The following is an 18,526-nucleotide window of genomic DNA, read 5'->3' on the forward strand; positions in this document are numbered from 1 at the left end:
GCTGATGGACCTTGGGCAACACGTGCAGGACCTGACCGGACGCACCGAGACCGCGCTGGACGCCGAAGAGCCGGAGGACGGCCCGGTGGTCCAGGCGTACATGGGTGTGCTCGGCATGGAGCCGCCGCCATCCGGCCCCGGAGAGGAGTAGCGGGTGTTCCGTGGCTGGATAGCGTTGGGTGGCCTGGAGTTGACGAACACCTCCCGGCTGATCGCGCACGCAGAACCGAGCGTGCCGGAGTCGATGGAGGAAGCGCTCGCGCAAGGCTCGTGCGTGTGCGCGGACTTCGTGCGCTACGACGATTCGTGGCCGGGCCTCGCCGCCTTCCTCGCGGACGACCCGTACGTGATCACGTCCGCGCCCTGGTACGACCCCGCCATCCCGCAGTCCGCCGAGTTCCTGGGCGTGTGGGTGACCAACGTGCAGGGGTTGGGTCCGACGCCGGTGGACCGCACCGTGGCCGACGCCATTTCGGCCGGCGGTATCGCCGGGCCGCACCGCGACAAGGCCCGCACCGTGACGATTGAGGCCACCCTGGTCGGCTGCACGAACGCGGGAGTCGAGTACGGGCTTTCGTGGCTGGCGTGCCGGATGCTGCCCGCGAAGGAACTGCGCGGGACGACGCTGGAGTTTCTGGCCGCCCATCCGGAGGACAGCGCGGCCAGTCCGGCGCTGCTGCAACGCGAGGCGCACCGCGTGGTGCTGACAAAAGAACTCACGGAGAGCAAGAGCTTCGGCACGCGCGGAAAGGCGAACCGACAGGGCGCGTTCAAGGCAGTCGACTGGGAACTGACCATCTTGGATCCGTACCTGTGGGGGCCGCCGACCACCGAGACGGTCACGTGGGCCAGCACGGTCACCGAGCAGATCACGTGGGCGCACCCGCCCGACTGCGAGGACCCCGAATCCTGCACGGACATACCAGTTCTCGCGTCGGCCACGTGCATCCCCACCACGATCGACGTGTCGCCGGTGCAGCCGCCGGTGTGCGCGGGCTGTATCCCGGTCTGCCAGGTACAAACCAGGGTCGCGACGGTCCCGGCCGCGCTGGGGATGGTGTGCCGGGACCAGGCCGTGACGCTCACCGTCACCGCGGGCGCGGCCCCGGTGAGCGTCAATTTCTGGTTCCGACCATGCGGCAGCTCGGCGATGTGCGACCGGACCGGATTCCTGTCCCTCGCAGGGCTTCCGGCGGGCGGGACAGTGGTGGCCGATTCCGTGCTCGGGCGGCCGTACGGGGTCGTCGGCGGTCAGCAGGTGCGGCAGGTCGGCATCGTCGGCACCCCGTCGGGCGCGCCGTGGACACCGACCATGCTCGCGGCGGGTGGGTGTTGGGAGCTGGTGGCGCAGCACGAGCCCGGCCTGGCGTTCACCGTGCAGATGTCGGTGCGAGGGAGGCAGGCGTGAAGCTCGAACCCGCCAGCTTCGCGGTGCATCACGTCGGCGGCACCACGCTCGGGGTGATCGAAACCCCCGACAAATTCACCTGGAGCCGCGAACTCAACGAGGTGTCGAGGCTGAACGTGAGCGCGCCGCTCCAGGACCTCTCCGAGCAGATCACGCCGTGGCTGCACTGGATCTCCTGCTGGCACGGCCAAGACCTGCAATGGCTCGGACCGATCCAGAACGCGGATCGAGACCGGGCGGGGATGAGCGTGGACGCCCGGGATGTGTCGAGGCTGATGTGGCGGACCCGCACCCAGACCACTCGCCGCTGGGAGTCGCTGGACGTCGCGCCGATCGCGGCGGACATGTGGCGAGACATGCTGCGGCACCATCAGATTGACGCCGAGCCCATCGTGCTTCCGGCGTTGGCGGACTCCACCCGCTACGACGTGAGCGTGGCTGCCGACCAGCGCATGATGCAGCAGGACATCGCGGAGCTGGCGAAGCTCGGACTCAGGTGGACCGTCGTGCGCGGGCGCCCGATCCTCGGCAGCCAGCCCGCCGCGGTGGCGGCAGAGCTGACCGACTCCGATCTGAGCGCCGGCGCGAAGATTCGCCGGTCCGGCGAGAAGGCCGCGAACGACGTGCGGGTGATGGGGAAGAACGGGGCCTACACGCAGCGAGTCGAACTGGGTGGCCTGCACCTCCAGTCCATCGTGTCGCTCGATGACCTGTTCGGCGTCAACAACATTCAGCGCGCCGCGCAGGACTACGTGTCCCGGTCGGCGCGCATTCGCGACGAGCTAGTGATCCCGCAGTCCGCCACGCTGTCCCCGGATGCGCCGGTGGAGCTGGACATGCTGGTGCCGGGCATCAACTTCGCGATCAGTGCGCTGGGGCTCCGTACGATCCTGCGCCTGGATCAGGTGCAGGTGACCGGTACGTCGTCCGGGATAGAGGTCGCCGTCACGCTGGGCACCCCCGACAACCTCGGGGAACTGGAGAAGGCGGGAGGGACGACGGCATGAGCGGGACAGCGGAACCGGTCCGGCCGCCCAGGTCGGACGCCGAACTGGCACGAGACCTCGTGCGGCGCACCGAGTCCCTGGAGAACCCGACGTCCCAGCGTGTCGGAGCATGGGTGTTCTCCACCAGCAACGACGGCCACCTCATCGCCTCACACATGGACGGCGGGTCGGTGATCATCGCCCGGCGACCGAACACCGGCGAGAACGACCCGGACGCCATCGTGGACAGCCGGGCACCGAGCCTGTCGGCCACCCGCACCGCGCTGCAAGGCATCGCCGCAGGCGGCTCGGTAGTGCGGTTCGACGGTGTCGAGGTCGAGGAAGGCGGCGACTGGACCAGTGGCCAGCAGCTGTTCGACGCGGTGCAGGTCCCGGTGTCCGGCGCCTACAGGGTGTCGGGGTGTGTGCATGTCGCCTCGCACGCCAGCAATACGCCGATCGGTGTCGGCATCCGCGTGGACGGCGCGTTCCGGGCCGGGTTGAAGGTGTTCGACACCACGAACACGTGGATGAGCGCGTCTGTCTCCCGAATCCTGCGGCTGACCGCCGGCCAGTCGGTGGACCTGTACGCGTACGCGACATCGGCCGTGAATATCGGTGCGGCGGACTGGTGGACGCCCGGCGTGCCGCCGACGACGTTGGACATCAACCTGGTGACGGAGGCCGACTGATATGCCACCGCAAGTCTGCGCGGGCCGGAACCTGCGAATCAACGCGGGCCAGCTCGGGCTCGAGAAGTGGTCCGCGCCGCGGATGGTTGCGCAAACCACCGCGGCGTCGACCGGGGACGGCGCGATCACCGGCTCCGGGCTCACCACACAGCCCGGCCGGTTGATGATCGACGCGCAGGTGTCCTGGACATCCGACTCGCCGCTGCCCGCGCTGATGCGGCTCCAGGTGATCCGGGCGTACCGCACCCTCATCACCAGCAACCCGAACGCCGTGCAGATCTGGGACTCCTGGAACTACGGGATCGACGAGGCCGCGCGGGTGCCGGACAACTACAGCGTGGTCAACTCGCTCACCACGCTCGGGCTGGACGGTGGTACCAACAACGTGTCGTTGCCGTACTACGGGCGCGTCCACCAGGACTACCCGGCCGGATCCAGCGAAGAGTGGTACGAACTACCCGCCGGTTCGACGCTGAACGTCTGGTACCGGGCGTACTGCTGGACGCCGCCGCCGTGGTCCAACAACGCCGCGGCGAACAACCCGCTCCATGAGGCGTGGGCGCGGAGCGTGAAGCTCAGGTTGTGGGCGTTCCCGACCAGTGATCCGGAGGTGCAATGAGCATCACCATCTGCACGTCGGAGTGGATGTTCTCCGGCCCCAGGGGCACTGGGCTCGCGGACGGCTGGCTCCCGCGCATCGCCGCGGAGCGGTTCGTCACGTCCACGAAGGACGGCAATGTCGAACGCAGCCCGGACCCGGTCCCGTTCATCGACGCCGAGTTGAGCTGGACGAACACTCTCGATACGGCGCAGGAATGCTGGCTCGGCACTCACCGGGCACCTCGGACCATCGTGGCGTCGAACCCGAATGCGTACGTGCTGGATGACGCGGTCTCCTGGGACATCGGTGTATCCCCGAACGCGCCAGCACCATTCGCGTCGGAGAACGGCGTCGGCGCGAAACTCCAGACCACGCCGTTCGCTATCAACCAGGTCGGCTACGCGAGACTCTTCAGGGCGTGGGATGACTCGATCCGCTATGAGCTGGTGGGCACTGTCGACCCGGGCGAGACCGTGCACGTCCGATACCGAGCCCTGTTCACCACGCCCGGCCAGTGGCGGGCACCCTCGCAGCCGTTGCAGGTGGTGCGCGCCTACTGGGTTCGGTTGCGGCTGTGGGCGATTCCGGAGGCGACACCATGACGTTCCCCTGCATCGACACCGCATACTTCGATGCGCCCGGCGGCGAGATCTCGCCGAAACGGCACTGGCAGTTCGAGCACCGGGCGAGCGCGACGGCCGGCGGGTGGACGTTCACGCCCGCGAACAACGCGGCCGGGACGACGTTGGGGTTCGTGCAGGCGCAGTGGTTGAACAGCACGCCGGTGGCGCAGCAGGTGTACGCGGTGTTGACGGCCGACGCGACCCGCTACGCGATCGACCAGCTGAAGCACTTGGTCATCCAGACGCAGTGGGGGACGAGTTTCGGTGCGGCCCCGGCGGATCCGACGCTGACCGAAGAGTCAAGGGTGCGCGGCTACCTGGATTTCGGCACCACCACCGTGTCCAGCACCACGGTCGGTGTGTTCGGGATGTTGGAGGACCGGCAGCCGAAGATCAGCACGCCGATCGGGGACGTGATCACCTTGCCCGCCGGGCAGACCATGAAGGCCCGCGCGCAGGTTCGCTGGTTTACCTCAGCGTGGGGTTTGGACTGGTACTCCGCGTATGGTGACCCGGTGGCGCAGCGCATCGCGAAAGTCGGTGCGCTGCAAATCGACCTGTTCTCGACGCCGGTCATCCCGTAACGAGGCCCCGCCCGGCGTGCTGCCGGACGGGGCCCAGATCGTGCATTCGGTCAGGACAGCAGCCGCGCCCGACGAGTCGGGGTCAGGTAGCCGTCGGTGGACATGGTCCGCGTGATCTCGGTGGCTGCGCCGCCGATGTCGATCCCGAGCCGGTCGAGCACCTGGGTAGGTACCGCGTCCCGGTCAGCGAGGATCGCCAGCATCACGTGCTCCACCCCGACCCAGTCGTGTCCGGCCGCTCGCGCGCGGTCGGCGGCGTCGGCCAAAATGTCCTGGAGGCGGGGCGTCTGCGCGATCTCGTCCATGCTCGACATCATCCGCTCACATCGCCAGGATTTCGAGCCACACCCACTCGTCCGGGCCGATCAGGTTGCGCCGATGGTGGCAGGTGAAGCGGTGCCGTCCGCCCACCGCGTCCTCCGTCTCCACCTTCCGGCCGTCCGTGGCGGGCCCGCACCGTTCCAGCGGGACACCGTTCGCGTCGGCGGGGACACGCGGCACCGCCACATGGATCGGCGCGGCGACCACGGCGGCCCCGGTGGGGGCGGCGATGGCCGGGGCTGGTGCGAGCAGCGTGGCGGCTACAGCGGTCGCGGCGGCGAGTGTTCTGATCATGGTGTTCCTCCATCAGGGTGAGATGGGCGAACCCGGTAGATCCGGCTTCGTCCGGGTGGTCGACGGCTCGATCCGTCGCACCCCTCAATTATACACACAAACGCAGGTATAGTCACGCCTTCTGCGCAGGTCAGGACGTCTTTCTGGCGCTGTCTCTGGCGCCCTTCCGGCCAGCGGGGGTGACCATCCAGATACGGCCGTTGGTTTCGGTGCGCTCGCCGGTCTCGCGGAGTAGCCCCTGCTCAGTGAGGGCGGATAGGGCATTCCTGATGGTCCGGGGTTCCCGCCGTAGTTCCGTGGCGAGATCAGCGGCACTGCGCGGCGTGCCGTCGTAGACCATCAGGTCCATGATTTCCTGCTGGCACGGCCCCTGGCATAGCGGTGGCATTCACTTCCTCACTGATAGGTGGGGTACGACCCGGCACGGCCGGAGTCTGGTCTGAGCCGCCCGGCATCGACGAGCGTTTGATAGGCGGCGGACTTCCGTGGGCAGCCCCCGACAGTGCAGCCCCGGTGCCGTTGCATCGTTTCGTGCGCGCCGTCGACGGTCAGCGGCTCCCGCGGCGCGGCGTGCGGGTTGATGTTGGGCCAGCCACCGGAATCGGCGATCCGGGCGTCTTCTGCCTGAACCTGCTGGCGGGCGCGTTCGGCGTCGACGCGGGCGATAATTTCGCGCGCGTGGTTCCGTTCGCGGCGGCGATGTAGCCGGATCATCCGAGTCCCCCAATGGCGGAAATCTGCGACCACTTGGTGAAACTCAGGCGCGGCGCGAGCGTTTCGACGTCGGCGACGCCCAGGAGCGCATTGAGTGTCAGCGGGGTCAGGTGCTGCGTGGTCGGAGTGATCACCACCTCCGCCCTGGCCGCGCGTACCTGATCGGTCAGCGGCAGCAGCGACGGCGGCGGCCACACGATCAGGTAGCCGAGATGTCGTGCGAGGCGCTGGACCTGGGCACGGTCCCATTCCAGCGCGGTCGAGATATCTGGATCCACCCACCCGAATGCGGTTGGGTAGGGATTGAAGCGCTTCATCTAGCTGTCCTCCAGCTCCTCCGACAGGGGAGGCAACCGCCGCCGGGGAGCTGCACGGGGCGGCTCACCGGTCGTGGTGTCTAGCTCGTTGGGCCGACCGATGAGCCTGTGGCTCTACTCGGCGGCGGCGCCCGGGGAAATGGTCACGCTTGTCCGCCGGACATTTCCGGCCATGCAGCGGCCAAAAGCGGCTAGGCTGCCGAGCACTACTACCGCCACAGGGGGCTGCGATGGATATCGTCAGCAAGTGGACCAAGGAAGATTGCGCAGCACTGCGCGCCGCATACCGCATGGGCCAGACCGAGTTCGCGCGGCTGCTCGGCTCATCGGTGCGGCAGGTGCGCCGCTGGGAGAAGGGCGAAAGCGCGATCACCCCGCTCGCATATTCCTCCTACGCCACGATGCTCGCCCGCGCCCCGCAGGACGTGGCGGCGCTGTTCGAATCGCTACGAGGGAATGACGACGACGTGAAGCGACGACACCTATTCCAGGCAGCGGCCGGAGGCGCTGGCGCACTGGCCGGGCTCTCGCTCGGCGACGCCGCCGACCGCGTCGACTGGCTGATGTCCGGCGCCGGCCGCCCGGACTCCGCGGCGGTCGAGGTGGTGCGGGCGACGCTGCACCACGCGATGCAGCTGGACGACATGATGGGATCGCCTGCCGCACAAGGGATGGTGATCGCACAGCAGCAGGTCACCGAGGCGATGTTGCGGGACTGCCCGGCATGGCTGTGGCCCAACGTGCTGTCGCTGTACGCCGAATGGACCGGGCTCGCAGGCTCCCTGGCGTGGGATTCCCGCGACCATCCCACCGCGGCGCGCCTCTACACCGAGGCCCGCGAGAACGCGCACGAGGCCGAGGACAGCGACCTGGGCGCGTACATGCTGTGCCACCTGTCGCAGCTGGCGATCTGGACGCAGCGGCCGCGGGTCGCGGTGGACTACGCGGTGGCTGCGAGTTCCTGGGTCGCCCAGAGCGACGACACGCACTTGCGCGCCTACGTTGCGATCCGCAACGCGGAAGCCCTCGCGCTGGCCGGGCAGCGGACCGCGTGCCTGACCGCGCTCGACGACGCGGACACGGCGCTGGCCGGGCTCGAACCGTGCCACCCGTCGCTGTCGCGCGCCTACTGGATGGGCGCCGGTGTCCAAGAGAGCTATCGCGGGAACTGCCTGGCGATCCTGGGCGACGCCGGGGACGCTGTCGCCGCGTCGCGCCGCGCGCTGGAACTGATGCCGGCCACCTACGTGCGGGACCGTGCGGTGACTCTGCTCGAGATGGAACGGGCGCTGATCCAGCTCGGCGAGATCGAGGAGGCCGCGCACGTCGTCGGCGCGGCTGCGACGCTGGCGGAGCAGAACCGGAGCCCGCGGTTGGCCGGTGCGATCCGGGGCGGCCGGGACCGGCTCTCGCCGTGGGCGGACGTCAAGGCGGTGCGTGAACTGGATGCCCGGCTGGCGGCCGGGGATATCGTGAGGGCATGACTGCCAGCGACCGGATATCGAAAGTGCTCGCGCGGCTCGCGGGGGCTTACGCCGCGAAACAAGCGACGGGCGAGGACCAGGAAATCGGGCGGGCCGGTCGCGCTCCGTCGCGGTCGGAGGCGTACGACCGGGCGGTGGCGGAGGAGCACGCCGCGCTCCAGGCGCGTAATGCCCTGTTCGTGGAGATGGTGGGCGACACGGATGTAGCACCGATAGAGCTGGTCAAGCAGTTCGGCATGTCCGGTCGCGAAGCGGCGTCGCTGGTGCGGACGGCGCGGCACGGGGAACCCCGCCTGCAACGGTGGCTGTTCGGCGACGACTTCGGCGACGGCGTGGTGTGGACATCGGAGAGCCCGGAGAGCGATGTTCGCTGAGGGCGATGTCGTCGCGTGGTGGACCGACGAGCACGGTCGCGGTGTCGACCCTGACCAGCCGGGCGCACTGCGTATGGAGGGCACTGTGCTGGGGGCCGTCCGGCACCCCCAAACCCGTCAAGTGGTCGCGTATCACGTCAGATGCGTGAACAATCTCGGTGTCGTCTACCTGACGACGGTGCGGCCGGACTACGGCCACCAGCCCGTCCGGGTGGAGCAGTAGGTCACCACAGCCGCGGCTGTTCCTCGCCGCCGTCGTTGACAATGAGTTCTGTGCTGCCGCCTTGTCGCTCCAGCCATTTCGTCAGCGGGGACATCTGGTCGAGGTAGGTTTCCAGGTTCCCGGCGAACAGCGCGACGTGCTCGTCGGGGACGTCGAACCGCAACACGAACTTGCTCATCTGGCGCTCCACTGACCGGCCTGTGTGTTGTCCCGGTTGTCCCGGCATTGTCCCGGCACTCTGTTCGCGTAGCGTCGTTTGTGTCGCTAGGGTCGCGTTCGGGGCACCGGAACCACCTTATGATCGGCTGTAACCCGCTGTTACCGAGTGTGATTGATCACCTACCCACGAGTAGGTTTCTGCTCTAGATTGAGAGATTCTCCACATTGCAGCCGCTCACAATTCGCCCGCCACCGGTGAGAGCAGCGGCGCCGACGGGGAAGCGGGAGTACGGGGCATACGCATTCCGCATAACTTGAAATGCGCTGTGGCGCAATGCATCCCAATCAATTTCGGGCATATCGGACCTCCGTTCGAATGTGCCGGACGCGACCGTGGGAATGGCATTGCGGGCCCGTCAATTCATCAGGCAAGGCAAACCTAACTCATTGATTTCCAGGCCAACGACCGGCACGCCGAATTAGTTCCGTCAATCGCCTGGGATTAGAGTTCGAGACAGATCGGTTCAGGTTCCCGGCGGCGGGCCGGCCACCGCCTCCGGGGAGTCGGCCCCGGGCACGAGCTGGTGTTTTCCAACATCCAACGGCTCACAGGCCCGCGCGCCGAAAACCGCGACGGGTCCAGACTTGCCGGCTCGCCCGGCGTGTCCATCAACGACGTTGGAGGCACCGCACTCTATGACCGCCACACTGGAAGCTCCGGCACAGCCGAAGCGGAAGACGCTGTACCGCGGCGACCCGGGCATGTGGTCCTGGGCGCTGCACCGGATCACCGGCGTCACGATCTTCTTCTTCCTGTTCGTCCACGTGCTCGACACCGCCCTGGTCCGGGTCAGCCCGGATACCTACGACCAGGCCATCGAGACGTACAAGAACCCGATCGTGGCCCTGATGGAGATGGGTCTGGTCGTGTGCGTGCTGTTCCACGCGCTCAACGGCATCCGCGTGATCCTCGTCGACTTCTGGTCCAAGGGCCCGCGCTACCAGCGCCAGATGCTCTGGGTCGTGCTCGCGATCTGGATCCTGGTCGCCGGCGCCGGCGTCGGCCGCCAGTTCTTCTACCTGCTGACGGAGCACTGATCATGTCTGCACCTGTACTGGGCAAGTCCTACGACATCCCCGCCAGCCTCGACGCCCCCCGCGCCCCGCGCCGCACCATGGGCAACAACTTCGAGAAGTACGCCTGGCTGTTCATGCGCTTCTCCGGCCTGCTGCTCGTCGTGCTGGTGCTCGGCCACATGTTCATCATGCTGATGATCGACGGCGGTGTGCAGCGGCTGAACTTCGCCTTCGTCGCCGGCCGCTGGGCCAGCCCGTTCTGGCAGCTCTGGGATCTGACCATGCTGTGGCTGGCGCAGCTGCACGGCGGCAACGGCCTGCGCACGGTCATCGACGACTACGCCCGCAAGGACGCCACCCGATTCTGGCTCAAGACCCTGTTGGTGATCTCGATGATCCTGATCATGGGCGTGGGCAGCTACGTCATCTTCACCTTCGACCCCAACATCAGTTAGGAACAGGCCAACTAGCCATGAGTGAGCGCAGCGAACGAATCATCAGCACAGGTGAATCTCGTTCTGTCCAGGAGCACCGGTACGACGTCGTGATCGTCGGCGCCGGTGGTGCGGGGATGCGCGCGGCGATCGAGGCCGGTCCCCGGGCCCGCACGGCCGTGCTGACCAAGCTGTACCCGACCCGCAGCCACACCGGCGCGGCGCAGGGCGGCATGTGCGCCGCGCTGGCCAACGTCGAAGAGGACAACTGGGAGTGGCACACCTTCGACACCGTCAAGGGCGGCGACTACCTGGTGGACCAGGACGCCGCGGAGATCATGGCCAAGGAGGCCATCGACGCGGTGCTCGATCTGGAGAAGATGGGCCTGCCGTTCAACCGCACGCCCGAGGGCAAGATCGACCAGCGCCGCTTCGGCGGCCACACCCGTGACCACGGCAAGGCCCCGGTCCGCCGCGCGTGTTACGCCGCCGACCGCACCGGCCACATGATCCTGCAGACGCTCTACCAGAACTGCGTCAAGCACGACGTGGAGTTCTTCAACGAGTTCTACGTGCTCGACCTGGTCCTGACCGAGACCGACCGCGGCCCGGTCGCCACCGGCGTGGTCGCCTACGAGCTGGCCACCGGCGAGCTGCACGTATTCCACGCCAAGGCGATCATCTTCGCCACCGGCGGTTCCGGCCGCATGTACAAGACCACCTCCAACGCGCACACGCTGACCGGCGACGGCATGGCGATCGTGTTCCGCAAGGGACTTCCGCTGGAGGACATGGAGTTCCACCAGTTCCACCCGACGGGCCTGGCCGGGCTGGGCATCCTCATCTCCGAGGCGGTCCGCGGCGAGGGCGGCATCCTGCGCAATGTCGACGGCGAGCGGTTCATGGAGCGCTACGCCCCCACCATCAAGGACCTGGCGCCGCGTGACATCGTGGCCCGCTCGATGGTCAAGGAGGTCCTCGAGGGCCGCGGCGGCGGCCCGAACAAGGACTACGTCTTCATCGACGTCACCCACCTCGGCGAGGACGTGCTCGAGGAGAAGCTGCCCGACATCACCGAGTTCTCCCGCACCTACCTGGGCGTCGACCCGGTGAAGGAGCCGGTGCCGGTCATGCCGACCTGCCACTACGTCATGGGCGGCATCCCCACCCGGATCCGCGGCGAGGTGCTGCGCAACAACACCGACGTCGTCCCCGGCCTGTACGCCGCGGGCGAGTGCGCGTGCGTGTCGGTGCACGGCTCCAACCGCCTCGGCACGAACTCGCTGCTGGACATCAACGTCTTCGGCCGCCGCTCGGGCATCGCGGCGGCGGAGTACGCCCAGCGCGCCGAGTTCGTGGAGATGCCGGAGAACCCGGCCGAGTACGTGCAGGGCTGGTTGGCCCGGCTGCTGTCCGACCACGGCAACGAGCGGGTGGCCGACATCCGCAGCGAGCTGCAGGTCACCATGGACGCCAACGCCGCGGTGTTCCGTACCGAGGAGACCCTCAAGCAGGCGCTCACCGACATCCACGCGCTCAAGGAGCGCTACGAGCACATCACCGTGCAGGACAAGGGCCGCCGCTACAACAGCGATCTACTGGAGGCCGTCGAGCTGGGCTTCCTGCTGGAGCTGGCGGAGGTCACCGTCGTCGGCGCGCTCAACCGCAAGGAGTCGCGCGGCGGCCACGCCCGCGAGGACTACCCGGACCGCGACGACACCAACTTCATGCGCCACACCATGGCCTACAAGGACGTCGAGCCCGGCGAGCACGCCAAGCTGATCGCCGACATCCGCCTCGACTTCAAGCCGGTGGTGCAGACCCGCTACGAGCCGATGGAGCGTAAGTACTGATGACCGCTGTAGCAGAGGCCCCCCAGAAGGCCGCTCCCGTCCCCGACGGGTCGACCATGATCACCGTCAAGGTGGCGCGGTTCAACCCCGAGGACGACAAAGGCGCGCACTGGGATTCGTTCCAGGTGCCGGTGCTGCCGACCGACCGCTTCCTGAACGTGCTCATCTACATCAAGTCCTACCTGGACGGCACGCTCACCTTCCGGCGCTCGTGCGCGCACGGCGTCTGTGGTTCCGACGCCATGCGCATCAACGGCGTCAACCGACTGGCCTGCAAGGTGCTGATGCGCGACATGCTGCCGAAGAACGGCAAGTCGCTCACCGTCTCCGTCGAGCCCATCCGCGGCCTGCCCGTGGAGAAGGACCTCGTGGTGAACATGGAGCCGTTCTTCGACGCGTTCCGCGCGGTGAAGCCGTACCTGATCACCCACGGCAACGAGCCGACCCGCGAGCGCATCCAATCCCAGACCGACCGCGCCCGCTTCGACGACACCACCAAGTGCATCCTGTGCGCCTGCTGCACCACCTCGTGCCCGGTGTACTGGAGCGACGGCAGCTACTTCGGCCCGGCCGCGATCGTGAACGCGCACCGCTTCATCTTCGACAGCCGCGACGAGGCCGCCCGCGAGCGCCTCGACATCCTCAACGACGTCGAGGGCGTGTGGCGCTGCCGCACCACCTTCAACTGCACCGACGCCTGCCCCCGCGGCATCGAGGTCACCAAGGCCATCCAGGAGGTCAAGCGCGCTCTTCTGTTCGCCCGCTGATCCACATAGCCCGAAACCGAAGGCCGCCTTCCTCTTTCGCGAGGGAGGCGGCCTTCGTCGTGCCGGCTGAACCACCGCAGTGACGCACTGTATACCGGCCTGGGGTATATAAGAGCTTGACTTGATACCCCATAGGGGTATCGTTCGGCGTATGCAGAACACACATTCCGCAGACCACGGCGGCCACGACCACGAGCATGGTGCCCATCACCACGACGGCGCATCCCACCGTGAATCCCACACCGGCCACCTCGAAACCGATGCCATGACCGCGCACCGGGACCACTCCGCGCACACCGCTCACCCTCCCGCCACCTGGAAGATGGCCGCTACCGCGACCCTGCACTGCCTCACCGGGTGCGCTATCGGCGAGATCCTCGGCATGGTGATCGGCACGGCGCTGGGCTGGCACAACGCCCCGACCATGGTGCTGGCGATCGTGCTGGCCTTCGTCTTCGGCTACGCGCTGACCATGCGCGGCGCGCTCGCCGCGGGGCTGGGGCTGGGCGCGGCGGTGTCGCTGGCGCTGGCCGCCGATACCGTGTCGATCCTGGTCATGGAGATCGTCGACAACGCGGTGCTGCTGGCCGTGCCGGGTGCGATGCACGCCGGGCTCGCCGACGGGCTCTTCTGGGGTTCGCTGATCTTCGCACTGGCCGTCGCCTTCGTCGTCACCACTCCGGTCAACAAGTGGATGATCGGCCGCGGCAAGGGTCACGCGGTGGTGCACTCGCTGCATGGCCACCATTAACTAGGCAATTTGCCCATCAGGTTGCGGGTTTGTTGTCTGATGCGCCCAGCGGTGCTTGCATCGAGGCATGTTCGACGAAGCTCAGCTGTACTCTCCGGTGACCACCGGAGCGGACGGCGACGTCACCGTGCACCTGAGCGACGAACATCCCGGCGTGCACGACCCGGCCTACCGCGCCCGCCGCAACGCGATCGCCGCCCAGGCGCTGGCCTACCGGCCCGGTGACCCGACACCGCGCATCGAGTACACCGACGAGGAACAGGACGTGTGGCGCATCGTGTCCGCCGAACTGCGGCGCAAGCACCACACCTACGCCTCGCACGAGGTGCTCGCGGGCGAACAGCGCCTGGACCTGCCCGCCGATCACATCCCGCAGCTCGACGAGGTCTCCGCGAAACTGGTGCCGCTCAGCGGTTTTCGTTACGTCCCAGCGGCGGGTCTGGTGCCACTGCGGGAGTTCTTCGGTTCCTTCGCCACGCGGGTCTTCCATTCGACCCAGTACATCCGTCATCATTCGGCCCCGCTGTACACCCCGGAGCCGGATGCCATCCACGAGATCATCGGGCACGCCAACCAATTGGCGAGCCCGCGCTTCGCGGCCGTCTACGCCGCCGTGGGCGCTGCCGTCGCTCGGCTCGAAACGGGACCGGCGCTGAAGTTCCTGGCCGACGTATTCTGGTTCTCGATGGAATTCGGCGTGGTCCGCGAGCGCGGCGAGATCCGTTGTTACGGAGCGGGTCTGCTGTCGTCCTACGGCGAGATCGAGGAGTTCCGCCATGCCGAGCTGCGGCCGCTGGACATTGTCGAGATGGGCACCCGCGCCTACGACATCACGCACTATCAGCCCGTATTGTATTGCGCCCGATCGGTTTCCGAGATCGAGGACGTGGTGGGCGGCTTCTTCGCGACCGTGACCGACGAGCAGGTCGCTAGAGCCGCATCCCGCTTGCCATGAAATTCATTACCCGGGTGAGGCTTTCGGGGTCGTACGGGTCGCGGTCGAGCAGCGCCGCCTGCGCACCGCCGATCAGCGCACCGGCGAAGGTGCGGACCTCGATGTCGTCGGGCGATCTGCCGGTCCGCGCGGCGGTCAGGTCCGCGACCAACCGCACATTCCGTTCGAATTCGCGGGCCAGCGCCCCCCGCAACTCCGGCACCGAACGAACCAGTTCCGTGCGCTGCCGCTCGAAGGAGAAGGTCTCCTCGTCGAGGGAAGCGAACGTCTCGAGCGTGGCGGCGCGGAACGCCTCCAGCATGGTCAGCTCCGCCGGCTGCCGCTCGATCGCCTCGATCATCAGCGGGTCCAGGTCGTCGGCCAGCACCAGCTCCTCCTTCGACGGGAAGTAGCGGAAGAAGGTGCTGGGCGAGACGTCCGCCGCGGCCGCGATCTGCTCCACGGTCGTCTCGTTGTAGCCCTGTTCGCGGAACAGCCGGAACGCCTCGGTGCGGATGGTGCGGCGGGTGCGCTCCTTCTTACGCTCGCGCAGGCCCATCCGGGGAGTGGTCGCGACCGGATGGGCCTGCGCTGGCGGAGCCTCGGAATCAGCCGACATGACCAGATTCTCCCGCACCCCCGGCATCGGCGGTGCCGGGCACCCTGGTGCGGACGAAGATCGCGGCCAGCGCGGCGGCCACCACGCAGATTCCGGCGCACACCCACAGCATCGCGCTCATGCCGCTCACGAACGCCGACTGCACGTGTCCGAGCATGCGCGGATCGCCCAGTTCGCGGGCCACCGCGACACCGGCGTTCACCCCGTCCGACACCGGCGCGACATCGTATCCGCCCAGTTCGGACCGGTATTGCGTGGCCAGGACGGTACCGAGCACCGCGACGCCGATCGTCCCACCGGCCTGCCGGACGGCCTGCATCAGCGCGGACCCGGATCCGGCCCGTTCGGGGGTCAGCTCCCCCATCGCCATGCCCATCGCCGAGGGCATCACGAAACCCATCCCGACGCCCAGCACGGTGATCCAGGCGGCGGCATAGCCGTAGCCGACGTCGGCGGAGGTCAGCGCACCGAGTACCAGGCCGACGGCCAGGACCGTGAATCCCGCGGTGAGCACCGTCCGTATCCCGAGTTTCGGCAACAGTTTGTCGGCGACCCGGGTACCGACGACCAGGCCACCGATCAGCGGCAGCAGCCGCAATCCGCTGCCCAGCGAATCCGCGTCGAGCACGGCCTGGAAGTACTGCGGCACCGTGAAGAACAGTCCGAGCATCGCGAACTGCACGAGAATGGAAAAACCGGTGCCCCAGCGGAATCCGCTCGCCGAGAACAGGCTCAGGTCGATCAGCGGATGCAGTGTCCGGCGCTGCACCAGCACGAACCCGGTCAGGATCACCAGACCGGCCGCCACGGTCGCCCAGCCGAGCGCGTCGGCCCAGCCCGCCTCCCCGAAGCGAATGAAACCGTAAGTGAGCGAGAGCATTCCGCCCGCCGACAGCACCACCCCCACCAGATCCACCGGAAAACGCTGCTCGCTACGGGATTCCGGAACCAGCAGCGCCACCGCGAGCAGGCCCACGATCACCAGCGGCACATTGATCAGGAACACCGAACCCCACCAGAAGTGCTGCAGCAGCCAGCCACCGATGATCGGCCCCAGCGGCAATCCGATCGCCGTCGAGGTGACCCAGATGGTCAGTGCCCGTTGCCGTTGCGCCGGCTCGGGGAACATGGTCGGCAGCACGGCCATCGACAGCGGCATCATCGTCGCGGCCGCGATGCCCAGAATCGCGCGGGCGGCGATCAGCTCGCCGGACGAGGCGGCCAGGGCGCACCACACCGAGGCCGCTCCGAACAACGCGAGTGCCGCGAGCAGGAACTTCTTCCGCCCGTAGCGGTCGCCCAGCGCGCCCGCGGGCAGCATCACACCGGCGAGCGCCAGCGTGTACGCCGTCGTGAACCATTGCAACGCAGCGGTATTCGCGCTCAGGTCGACGGCCATCGTCGGCAGCGCCACCACCAGCACCGTGGTGTCCAGGCCGATGGTCAGCATCGCGATCGCCAGTGCGCCCAGCGCCAGCCACCGGGACCTGCCGCTGGTTGCCGCTTGTGGCGCCGTCTCGGCGGCCGATACCCGGTCCCGCGATCCCAACGTCTCCATGACAGTTCCTATCATTTGGCTTCTACTGTTTTTTGATAGTAACTCCCATTTCATGGTGTCTGTCAATACCGTCGTGTCACAGTGGGGACTGAGCGCAGCGGTCCGGGGGCACGCCGAATAAGCTCGCAGGCGATGAGTACCTGCATGACCCGGCGTATCAGCCGCTCCAGATCGTTCGCGGCCGCTGCGCTGGTGGCCGGGCTCATCGGGGCCCCCGCACTGCCGAGCGTCGCCACGGCCGCGCCGCCGGCGTCCACCACGGCGCCGTTCAGCACACCGAACACCGACTCCTGCCCGAACAAGACCGCTCCGCCGCCCGCGATCGACGCCTCGGAGGTGCCCGAGCCGGGCGAGACGGCGCCCGCGCCGCTGCCGGTCCAGTCGCCGCCGATCGGCGGCGACAAGCTGGGCGCCTGTGGCCTGGTGCTACCCGACGGCGCGCCGCCGGTACCCGCGGACATCTCGGCCGCCGCCTGGGTGATCGCCGACCTCGACACCGGCCGGGTGCTGGCAGCCAAGGACCCGCACGGGCGATACCGGCCCGCCTCGACGATCAAGGTGCTGCTGGCCGCGGTCGCACTACGCACCCTCGACCTGGACAAGGTGGTGGTCGGCACGCAGGAGGACGCCAACGCCGACGGCACCCGGGTCGGCATCGGCCCCGGCGGCCGCTACACCAACAAGCAGTTGATGCAGGCGTTGATCATGGCCTCGGGCAACGACGCCGCGCACGCGGTCGCCATGCAGCTCGGCGGCATGAAGGCGACCGTCGAGAAGATGAACGATCTCGCAAAGCGATTGCGCGCCTTGGACACTCGCGCCGCGACACCGTCCGGGCTGGACGGCCCCGGAATGAGCACGTCCGCCTACGACCTGGCCACGCTGTTCCGCGAGGCGATGACGATACCCACCTTCGCCGAGCTGGTCCACACCGAACAGGTCGACTTCCCGGGGTTCCCCGCCAACCCGCAGATCCCCGGCGATCAGGACCATCCCGGCTTCCCCATCGCCAACGACAACCACCTGCTCTACGACTACGAGGGCACGCTGGGCGGTAAGACCGGCTACACCGACGACGCCCGCCAGACCTTCGTCACCGCCGCCGAACGCGGCGGTCACCGGCTCGTCGTCACGCTGCTGCAGGCCGAGGTGCTGCCCATCCGCCCGCCGCAGCAGGCGGCCCGGCTGCTGGACTACGGCTTCGCGCTGGCCTCCGGCGACGGCGTCGGCGCACTACCCGACGCCGGCACGACAGCGCCGAATACGAATGTGGCCGTGGCCTCGCCGCCACCGCGCGACACCGACACCGCGGCCCCGGCGCAGCAGCACAACGAGAACCTGCTGACGGTGCTGATCGTGGGCGGTCTGGCCGCCGCGCTGGTGCTGGCCGTGGCGGCCTGGCGGCTGACCGGACGCTCCCGCTGACCGGCACGCCGGCGAAACCCATTCGCGCTCTCCGTGTTTGACCGCTCGGCTGCGGGGCATCCGCACAGCGAGCCGCTCGCAGGCTCCAGCAAGTAGTACCGGAGAGAGGAGAACACCATGCCGGATCGCAAGAACGCCGGCCAGTTCGGCAATCGACCGGATACCGCGAAGCAGGCCCGCAAGGGCGGCATGGCCAGCACCGGCAGCTTCGGCTCCCCGAACAGCGCGGATCCCTCGGCGGCCGGCCGGAAGGGCGCCGCCGCGCAGCCCACCGAGGCCAAGTCCCGCGGCGGCCAGCACAGCCACAGCGGCCGCTGACGGGCCGGGA

26 protein-coding genes and 1 pseudogene are annotated in these 18,526 nt (G+C 68.1%); 19 read left to right on the forward strand and 8 right to left on the reverse strand.

Annotated features, from left to right (window positions below; all coding sequences use genetic code 11):
- The first annotated feature begins 4 nt into the window (after window positions 1–4).
- From NWFMUON74_RS30485 to NWFMUON74_RS30515, 7 genes are read left to right on the forward strand one after another with little or no spacing between them, the layout of a single operon-like run.
- Window positions 5–151, forward strand: coding sequence for a hypothetical protein (locus NWFMUON74_RS30485; RefSeq protein ID WP_187685168.1), 147 nt, complete (start codon window positions 5–7; stop codon window positions 149–151).
- A 3-nt stretch (window positions 152–154) separates the two neighbouring features.
- Window positions 155–1,408, forward strand: a complete 1,254-nt coding sequence (locus tag NWFMUON74_RS30490) for a sugar transferase (protein ID WP_187685169.1) — start codon at window positions 155–157, stop codon at window positions 1,406–1,408.
- Window positions 1,405–2,415, forward strand: coding sequence for a hypothetical protein (locus NWFMUON74_RS30495; RefSeq protein ID WP_187685170.1), 1,011 nt, complete (start codon window positions 1,405–1,407; stop codon window positions 2,413–2,415). Before NWFMUON74_RS30490 ends, NWFMUON74_RS30495 begins: the two co-directional genes overlap by 4 nt.
- On the forward strand, window positions 2,412–3,086 hold the full coding sequence (locus NWFMUON74_RS30500; protein WP_187685171.1) for a hypothetical protein: 675 nt from the start codon (window positions 2,412–2,414) through the stop codon (window positions 3,084–3,086). Before NWFMUON74_RS30495 ends, NWFMUON74_RS30500 begins: the two co-directional genes overlap by 4 nt.
- Before the next feature lies 1 nt (window position 3,087).
- Window positions 3,088–3,705 carry a DUF7172 family protein gene (locus NWFMUON74_RS30505; RefSeq protein WP_187685172.1) on the forward strand — a complete coding sequence of 206 codons (618 nt, stop codon included), beginning with the start codon at window positions 3,088–3,090 and terminating at the stop codon, window positions 3,703–3,705.
- Window positions 3,702–4,289, forward strand: coding sequence for a DUF7172 family protein (locus NWFMUON74_RS30510; protein WP_187685173.1), 588 nt, complete (start codon window positions 3,702–3,704; stop codon window positions 4,287–4,289). Before NWFMUON74_RS30505 ends, NWFMUON74_RS30510 begins: the two co-directional genes overlap by 4 nt.
- Window positions 4,262–4,894: a DUF7172 family protein gene (locus NWFMUON74_RS30515; protein ID WP_187685174.1), complete on the forward strand. Its 633-nt coding sequence runs from the start codon at window positions 4,262–4,264 to the stop codon at window positions 4,892–4,894. Before NWFMUON74_RS30510 ends, NWFMUON74_RS30515 begins: the two co-directional genes overlap by 28 nt.
- Before the next feature lie 50 nt (window positions 4,895–4,944).
- On the opposite strand, the gene NWFMUON74_RS30520 is transcribed toward NWFMUON74_RS30515, so the two are convergent.
- The 3 genes from NWFMUON74_RS30520 to NWFMUON74_RS30530 all read right to left on the reverse strand — a co-directional run bounded on the left by NWFMUON74_RS30520 (window position 4,945) and on the right by NWFMUON74_RS30530 (window position 5,858).
- Window positions 4,945–5,199, reverse strand: a complete 255-nt coding sequence (locus tag NWFMUON74_RS30520) for a Clp protease N-terminal domain-containing protein (RefSeq protein ID WP_187685175.1) — start codon at window positions 5,197–5,199, stop codon at window positions 4,945–4,947.
- Window positions 5,200–5,215: 16 nt separating this feature from the next.
- Window positions 5,216–5,509, reverse strand: coding sequence for a hypothetical protein (locus NWFMUON74_RS30525; RefSeq protein WP_187685176.1), 294 nt, complete (start codon window positions 5,507–5,509; stop codon window positions 5,216–5,218).
- A gap of 130 nt (window positions 5,510–5,639) precedes the next feature.
- Window positions 5,640–5,858, reverse strand: a complete 219-nt coding sequence (locus NWFMUON74_RS30530; RefSeq protein ID WP_187685177.1) for a hypothetical protein — start codon at window positions 5,856–5,858, stop codon at window positions 5,640–5,642.
- A 182-nt stretch (window positions 5,859–6,040) separates the two neighbouring features.
- On the opposite strand from NWFMUON74_RS30530, the gene NWFMUON74_RS30535 reads away from it, so the two are divergent.
- A complete protein-coding gene (locus NWFMUON74_RS30535) occupies window positions 6,041–6,214 on the forward strand; it encodes a hypothetical protein (RefSeq protein ID WP_187685178.1) in 174 nt (57 codons plus the stop codon).
- A gap of 5 nt (window positions 6,215–6,219) precedes the next feature.
- Here NWFMUON74_RS30535 and NWFMUON74_RS30540 read toward each other — a convergent pair whose 3' ends face one another.
- On the reverse strand, window positions 6,220–6,540 hold the full coding sequence (locus NWFMUON74_RS30540) for a hypothetical protein (protein ID WP_187685179.1): 321 nt from the start codon (window positions 6,538–6,540) through the stop codon (window positions 6,220–6,222).
- Between the two features lie 230 nt (window positions 6,541–6,770).
- On the opposite strand from NWFMUON74_RS30540, the gene NWFMUON74_RS30545 reads away from it, so the two are divergent.
- Genes NWFMUON74_RS30545 through NWFMUON74_RS30555 form a run of 3 tightly spaced genes read left to right on the forward strand, consistent with a single transcriptional unit; the run spans window position 6,771 to window position 8,621 of the window.
- A complete protein-coding gene (locus NWFMUON74_RS30545; RefSeq protein ID WP_187685180.1) occupies window positions 6,771–8,024 on the forward strand; it encodes a helix-turn-helix domain-containing protein in 1,254 nt (417 codons plus the stop codon).
- Entirely contained in the window at window positions 8,021–8,398 is a 378-nt protein-coding gene (locus tag NWFMUON74_RS30550) for a hypothetical protein (RefSeq protein WP_187685181.1), read from the forward strand. The genes NWFMUON74_RS30545 and NWFMUON74_RS30550 overlap by 4 nt, the downstream gene beginning before the upstream one ends.
- Window positions 8,388–8,621: a hypothetical protein gene (locus tag NWFMUON74_RS30555; protein ID WP_187685182.1), complete on the forward strand. Its 234-nt coding sequence runs from the start codon at window positions 8,388–8,390 to the stop codon at window positions 8,619–8,621. Before NWFMUON74_RS30550 ends, NWFMUON74_RS30555 begins: the two co-directional genes overlap by 11 nt.
- Before the next feature lies 1 nt (window position 8,622).
- Here NWFMUON74_RS30555 and NWFMUON74_RS30560 read toward each other — a convergent pair whose 3' ends face one another.
- Window positions 8,623–8,799: a hypothetical protein gene (locus NWFMUON74_RS30560; protein WP_187685183.1), complete on the reverse strand. Its 177-nt coding sequence runs from the start codon at window positions 8,797–8,799 to the stop codon at window positions 8,623–8,625.
- A gap of 190 nt (window positions 8,800–8,989) precedes the next feature.
- Window positions 8,990–9,139: pseudogene (locus NWFMUON74_RS30565) on the reverse strand (cytidine/deoxycytidylate deaminase family protein); the annotation flags it as partial.
- A gap of 337 nt (window positions 9,140–9,476) precedes the next feature.
- Here NWFMUON74_RS30565 and sdhC point away from each other — a divergent pair.
- The 6 genes from sdhC (at window position 9,477) to NWFMUON74_RS30595 (ending at window position 14,617) form a co-directional block, all read left to right on the forward strand.
- Window positions 9,477–9,878, forward strand: coding sequence for a succinate dehydrogenase, cytochrome b556 subunit (gene sdhC / locus NWFMUON74_RS30570; RefSeq protein ID WP_187685185.1), 402 nt, complete (start codon window positions 9,477–9,479; stop codon window positions 9,876–9,878).
- Window positions 9,879–9,880: 2 nt separating this feature from the next.
- The gene (locus NWFMUON74_RS30575) at window positions 9,881–10,312 is read left to right on the forward strand and encodes a succinate dehydrogenase hydrophobic membrane anchor subunit (RefSeq protein ID WP_187685186.1); all 432 of its coding nucleotides are present in this window, start codon (window positions 9,881–9,883) and stop codon (window positions 10,310–10,312) included.
- A 17-nt stretch (window positions 10,313–10,329) separates the two neighbouring features.
- Complete coding sequence (gene sdhA / locus NWFMUON74_RS30580) at window positions 10,330–12,144, forward strand: succinate dehydrogenase flavoprotein subunit (protein ID WP_187685187.1); 1,815 nt, start codon at window positions 10,330–10,332, stop codon at window positions 12,142–12,144.
- Window positions 12,144–12,911 (forward strand): succinate dehydrogenase iron-sulfur subunit, encoded by a 768-nt coding sequence (locus NWFMUON74_RS30585; protein WP_187685188.1) that lies wholly within the window; start codon window positions 12,144–12,146, stop codon window positions 12,909–12,911. The genes sdhA and NWFMUON74_RS30585 overlap by 1 nt, the downstream gene beginning before the upstream one ends.
- Window positions 12,912–13,062: 151 nt before the next feature.
- Window positions 13,063–13,662, forward strand: coding sequence for a DUF4396 domain-containing protein (locus tag NWFMUON74_RS30590; protein ID WP_187685189.1), 600 nt, complete (start codon window positions 13,063–13,065; stop codon window positions 13,660–13,662).
- Window positions 13,663–13,729: 67 nt separating this feature from the next.
- Window positions 13,730–14,617: a phenylalanine 4-monooxygenase gene (locus NWFMUON74_RS30595; RefSeq protein WP_187685190.1), complete on the forward strand. Its 888-nt coding sequence runs from the start codon at window positions 13,730–13,732 to the stop codon at window positions 14,615–14,617.
- Here the strand turns inward: NWFMUON74_RS30595 and NWFMUON74_RS30600 are convergent.
- A complete protein-coding gene (locus NWFMUON74_RS30600; RefSeq protein WP_425300419.1) occupies window positions 14,592–15,215 on the reverse strand; it encodes an acyl-CoA-like ligand-binding transcription factor in 624 nt (207 codons plus the stop codon). The genes NWFMUON74_RS30595 and NWFMUON74_RS30600 overlap by 26 nt on opposite strands.
- Entirely contained in the window at window positions 15,205–16,773 is a 1,569-nt protein-coding gene (locus NWFMUON74_RS30605; protein ID WP_187685191.1) for an MFS transporter, read from the reverse strand. The genes NWFMUON74_RS30600 and NWFMUON74_RS30605 overlap by 11 nt, the downstream gene beginning before the upstream one ends.
- A gap of 144 nt (window positions 16,774–16,917) precedes the next feature.
- Between NWFMUON74_RS30605 and NWFMUON74_RS30610 the strand changes: the two genes are divergently transcribed.
- Complete coding sequence (locus tag NWFMUON74_RS30610) at window positions 16,918–18,198, forward strand: D-alanyl-D-alanine carboxypeptidase family protein (protein WP_187685192.1); 1,281 nt, start codon at window positions 16,918–16,920, stop codon at window positions 18,196–18,198.
- A 117-nt stretch (window positions 18,199–18,315) separates the two neighbouring features.
- The gene (locus NWFMUON74_RS30615) at window positions 18,316–18,516 is read left to right on the forward strand and encodes a hypothetical protein (RefSeq protein WP_187685193.1); all 201 of its coding nucleotides are present in this window, start codon (window positions 18,316–18,318) and stop codon (window positions 18,514–18,516) included.
- The last annotated feature ends 10 nt before the right edge of the window (window positions 18,517–18,526 follow it).

The organism is Nocardia wallacei, from assembly GCF_014466955.1.
In the GTDB taxonomy this organism is placed as follows: domain Bacteria; phylum Actinomycetota; class Actinomycetes; order Mycobacteriales; family Mycobacteriaceae; genus Nocardia; species Nocardia wallacei.

Bases quoted from the DNA above. Each gene is read 5' to 3' on its own strand.
- NWFMUON74_RS30485 (WP_187685168.1), top strand. From the start codon at position 5: ATGGACCTTGGGCAACACGTGCAGGACCTGACCGGACGCACCGAGACC.
- NWFMUON74_RS30500 (WP_187685171.1), top strand. From the start codon at position 2,412: ATGAGCGGGACAGCGGAACCGGTCCGGCCGCCCAGGTCGGACGCCGAA.
- NWFMUON74_RS30505 (WP_187685172.1), top strand. From the start codon at position 3,088: ATGCCACCGCAAGTCTGCGCGGGCCGGAACCTGCGAATCAACGCGGGC.
- NWFMUON74_RS30510 (WP_187685173.1), top strand. From the start codon at position 3,702: ATGAGCATCACCATCTGCACGTCGGAGTGGATGTTCTCCGGCCCCAGG.
- NWFMUON74_RS30520 (WP_187685175.1), bottom strand. From the start codon at position 5,199: ATGGACGAGATCGCGCAGACGCCCCGCCTCCAGGACATTTTGGCCGAC.
- NWFMUON74_RS30525 (WP_187685176.1), bottom strand. From the start codon at position 5,509: ATGATCAGAACACTCGCCGCCGCGACCGCTGTAGCCGCCACGCTGCTC.
- NWFMUON74_RS30530 (WP_187685177.1), bottom strand. From the start codon at position 5,858: ATGGACCTGATGGTCTACGACGGCACGCCGCGCAGTGCCGCTGATCTC.
- NWFMUON74_RS30540 (WP_187685179.1), bottom strand. From the start codon at position 6,540: ATGAAGCGCTTCAATCCCTACCCAACCGCATTCGGGTGGGTGGATCCA.
- NWFMUON74_RS30545 (WP_187685180.1), top strand. From the start codon at position 6,771: ATGGATATCGTCAGCAAGTGGACCAAGGAAGATTGCGCAGCACTGCGC.
- NWFMUON74_RS30550 (WP_187685181.1), top strand. From the start codon at position 8,021: ATGACTGCCAGCGACCGGATATCGAAAGTGCTCGCGCGGCTCGCGGGG.
- NWFMUON74_RS30555 (WP_187685182.1), top strand. From the start codon at position 8,388: ATGTTCGCTGAGGGCGATGTCGTCGCGTGGTGGACCGACGAGCACGGT.
- NWFMUON74_RS30560 (WP_187685183.1), bottom strand. From the start codon at position 8,799: ATGAGCAAGTTCGTGTTGCGGTTCGACGTCCCCGACGAGCACGTCGCG.
- sdhC (WP_187685185.1), top strand. From the start codon at position 9,477: ATGACCGCCACACTGGAAGCTCCGGCACAGCCGAAGCGGAAGACGCTG.
- NWFMUON74_RS30575 (WP_187685186.1), top strand. From the start codon at position 9,881: ATGTCTGCACCTGTACTGGGCAAGTCCTACGACATCCCCGCCAGCCTC.
- sdhA (WP_187685187.1), top strand. From the start codon at position 10,330: ATGAGTGAGCGCAGCGAACGAATCATCAGCACAGGTGAATCTCGTTCT.
- NWFMUON74_RS30585 (WP_187685188.1), top strand. From the start codon at position 12,144: ATGACCGCTGTAGCAGAGGCCCCCCAGAAGGCCGCTCCCGTCCCCGAC.
- NWFMUON74_RS30590 (WP_187685189.1), top strand. From the start codon at position 13,063: ATGCAGAACACACATTCCGCAGACCACGGCGGCCACGACCACGAGCAT.
- NWFMUON74_RS30595 (WP_187685190.1), top strand. From the start codon at position 13,730: ATGTTCGACGAAGCTCAGCTGTACTCTCCGGTGACCACCGGAGCGGAC.
- NWFMUON74_RS30600 (WP_425300419.1), bottom strand. From the start codon at position 15,215: ATGTCGGCTGATTCCGAGGCTCCGCCAGCGCAGGCCCATCCGGTCGCG.
- NWFMUON74_RS30605 (WP_187685191.1), bottom strand. From the start codon at position 16,773: ATGGAGACGTTGGGATCGCGGGACCGGGTATCGGCCGCCGAGACGGCG.
- NWFMUON74_RS30610 (WP_187685192.1), top strand. From the start codon at position 16,918: ATGACCCGGCGTATCAGCCGCTCCAGATCGTTCGCGGCCGCTGCGCTG.
- NWFMUON74_RS30615 (WP_187685193.1), top strand. From the start codon at position 18,316: ATGCCGGATCGCAAGAACGCCGGCCAGTTCGGCAATCGACCGGATACC.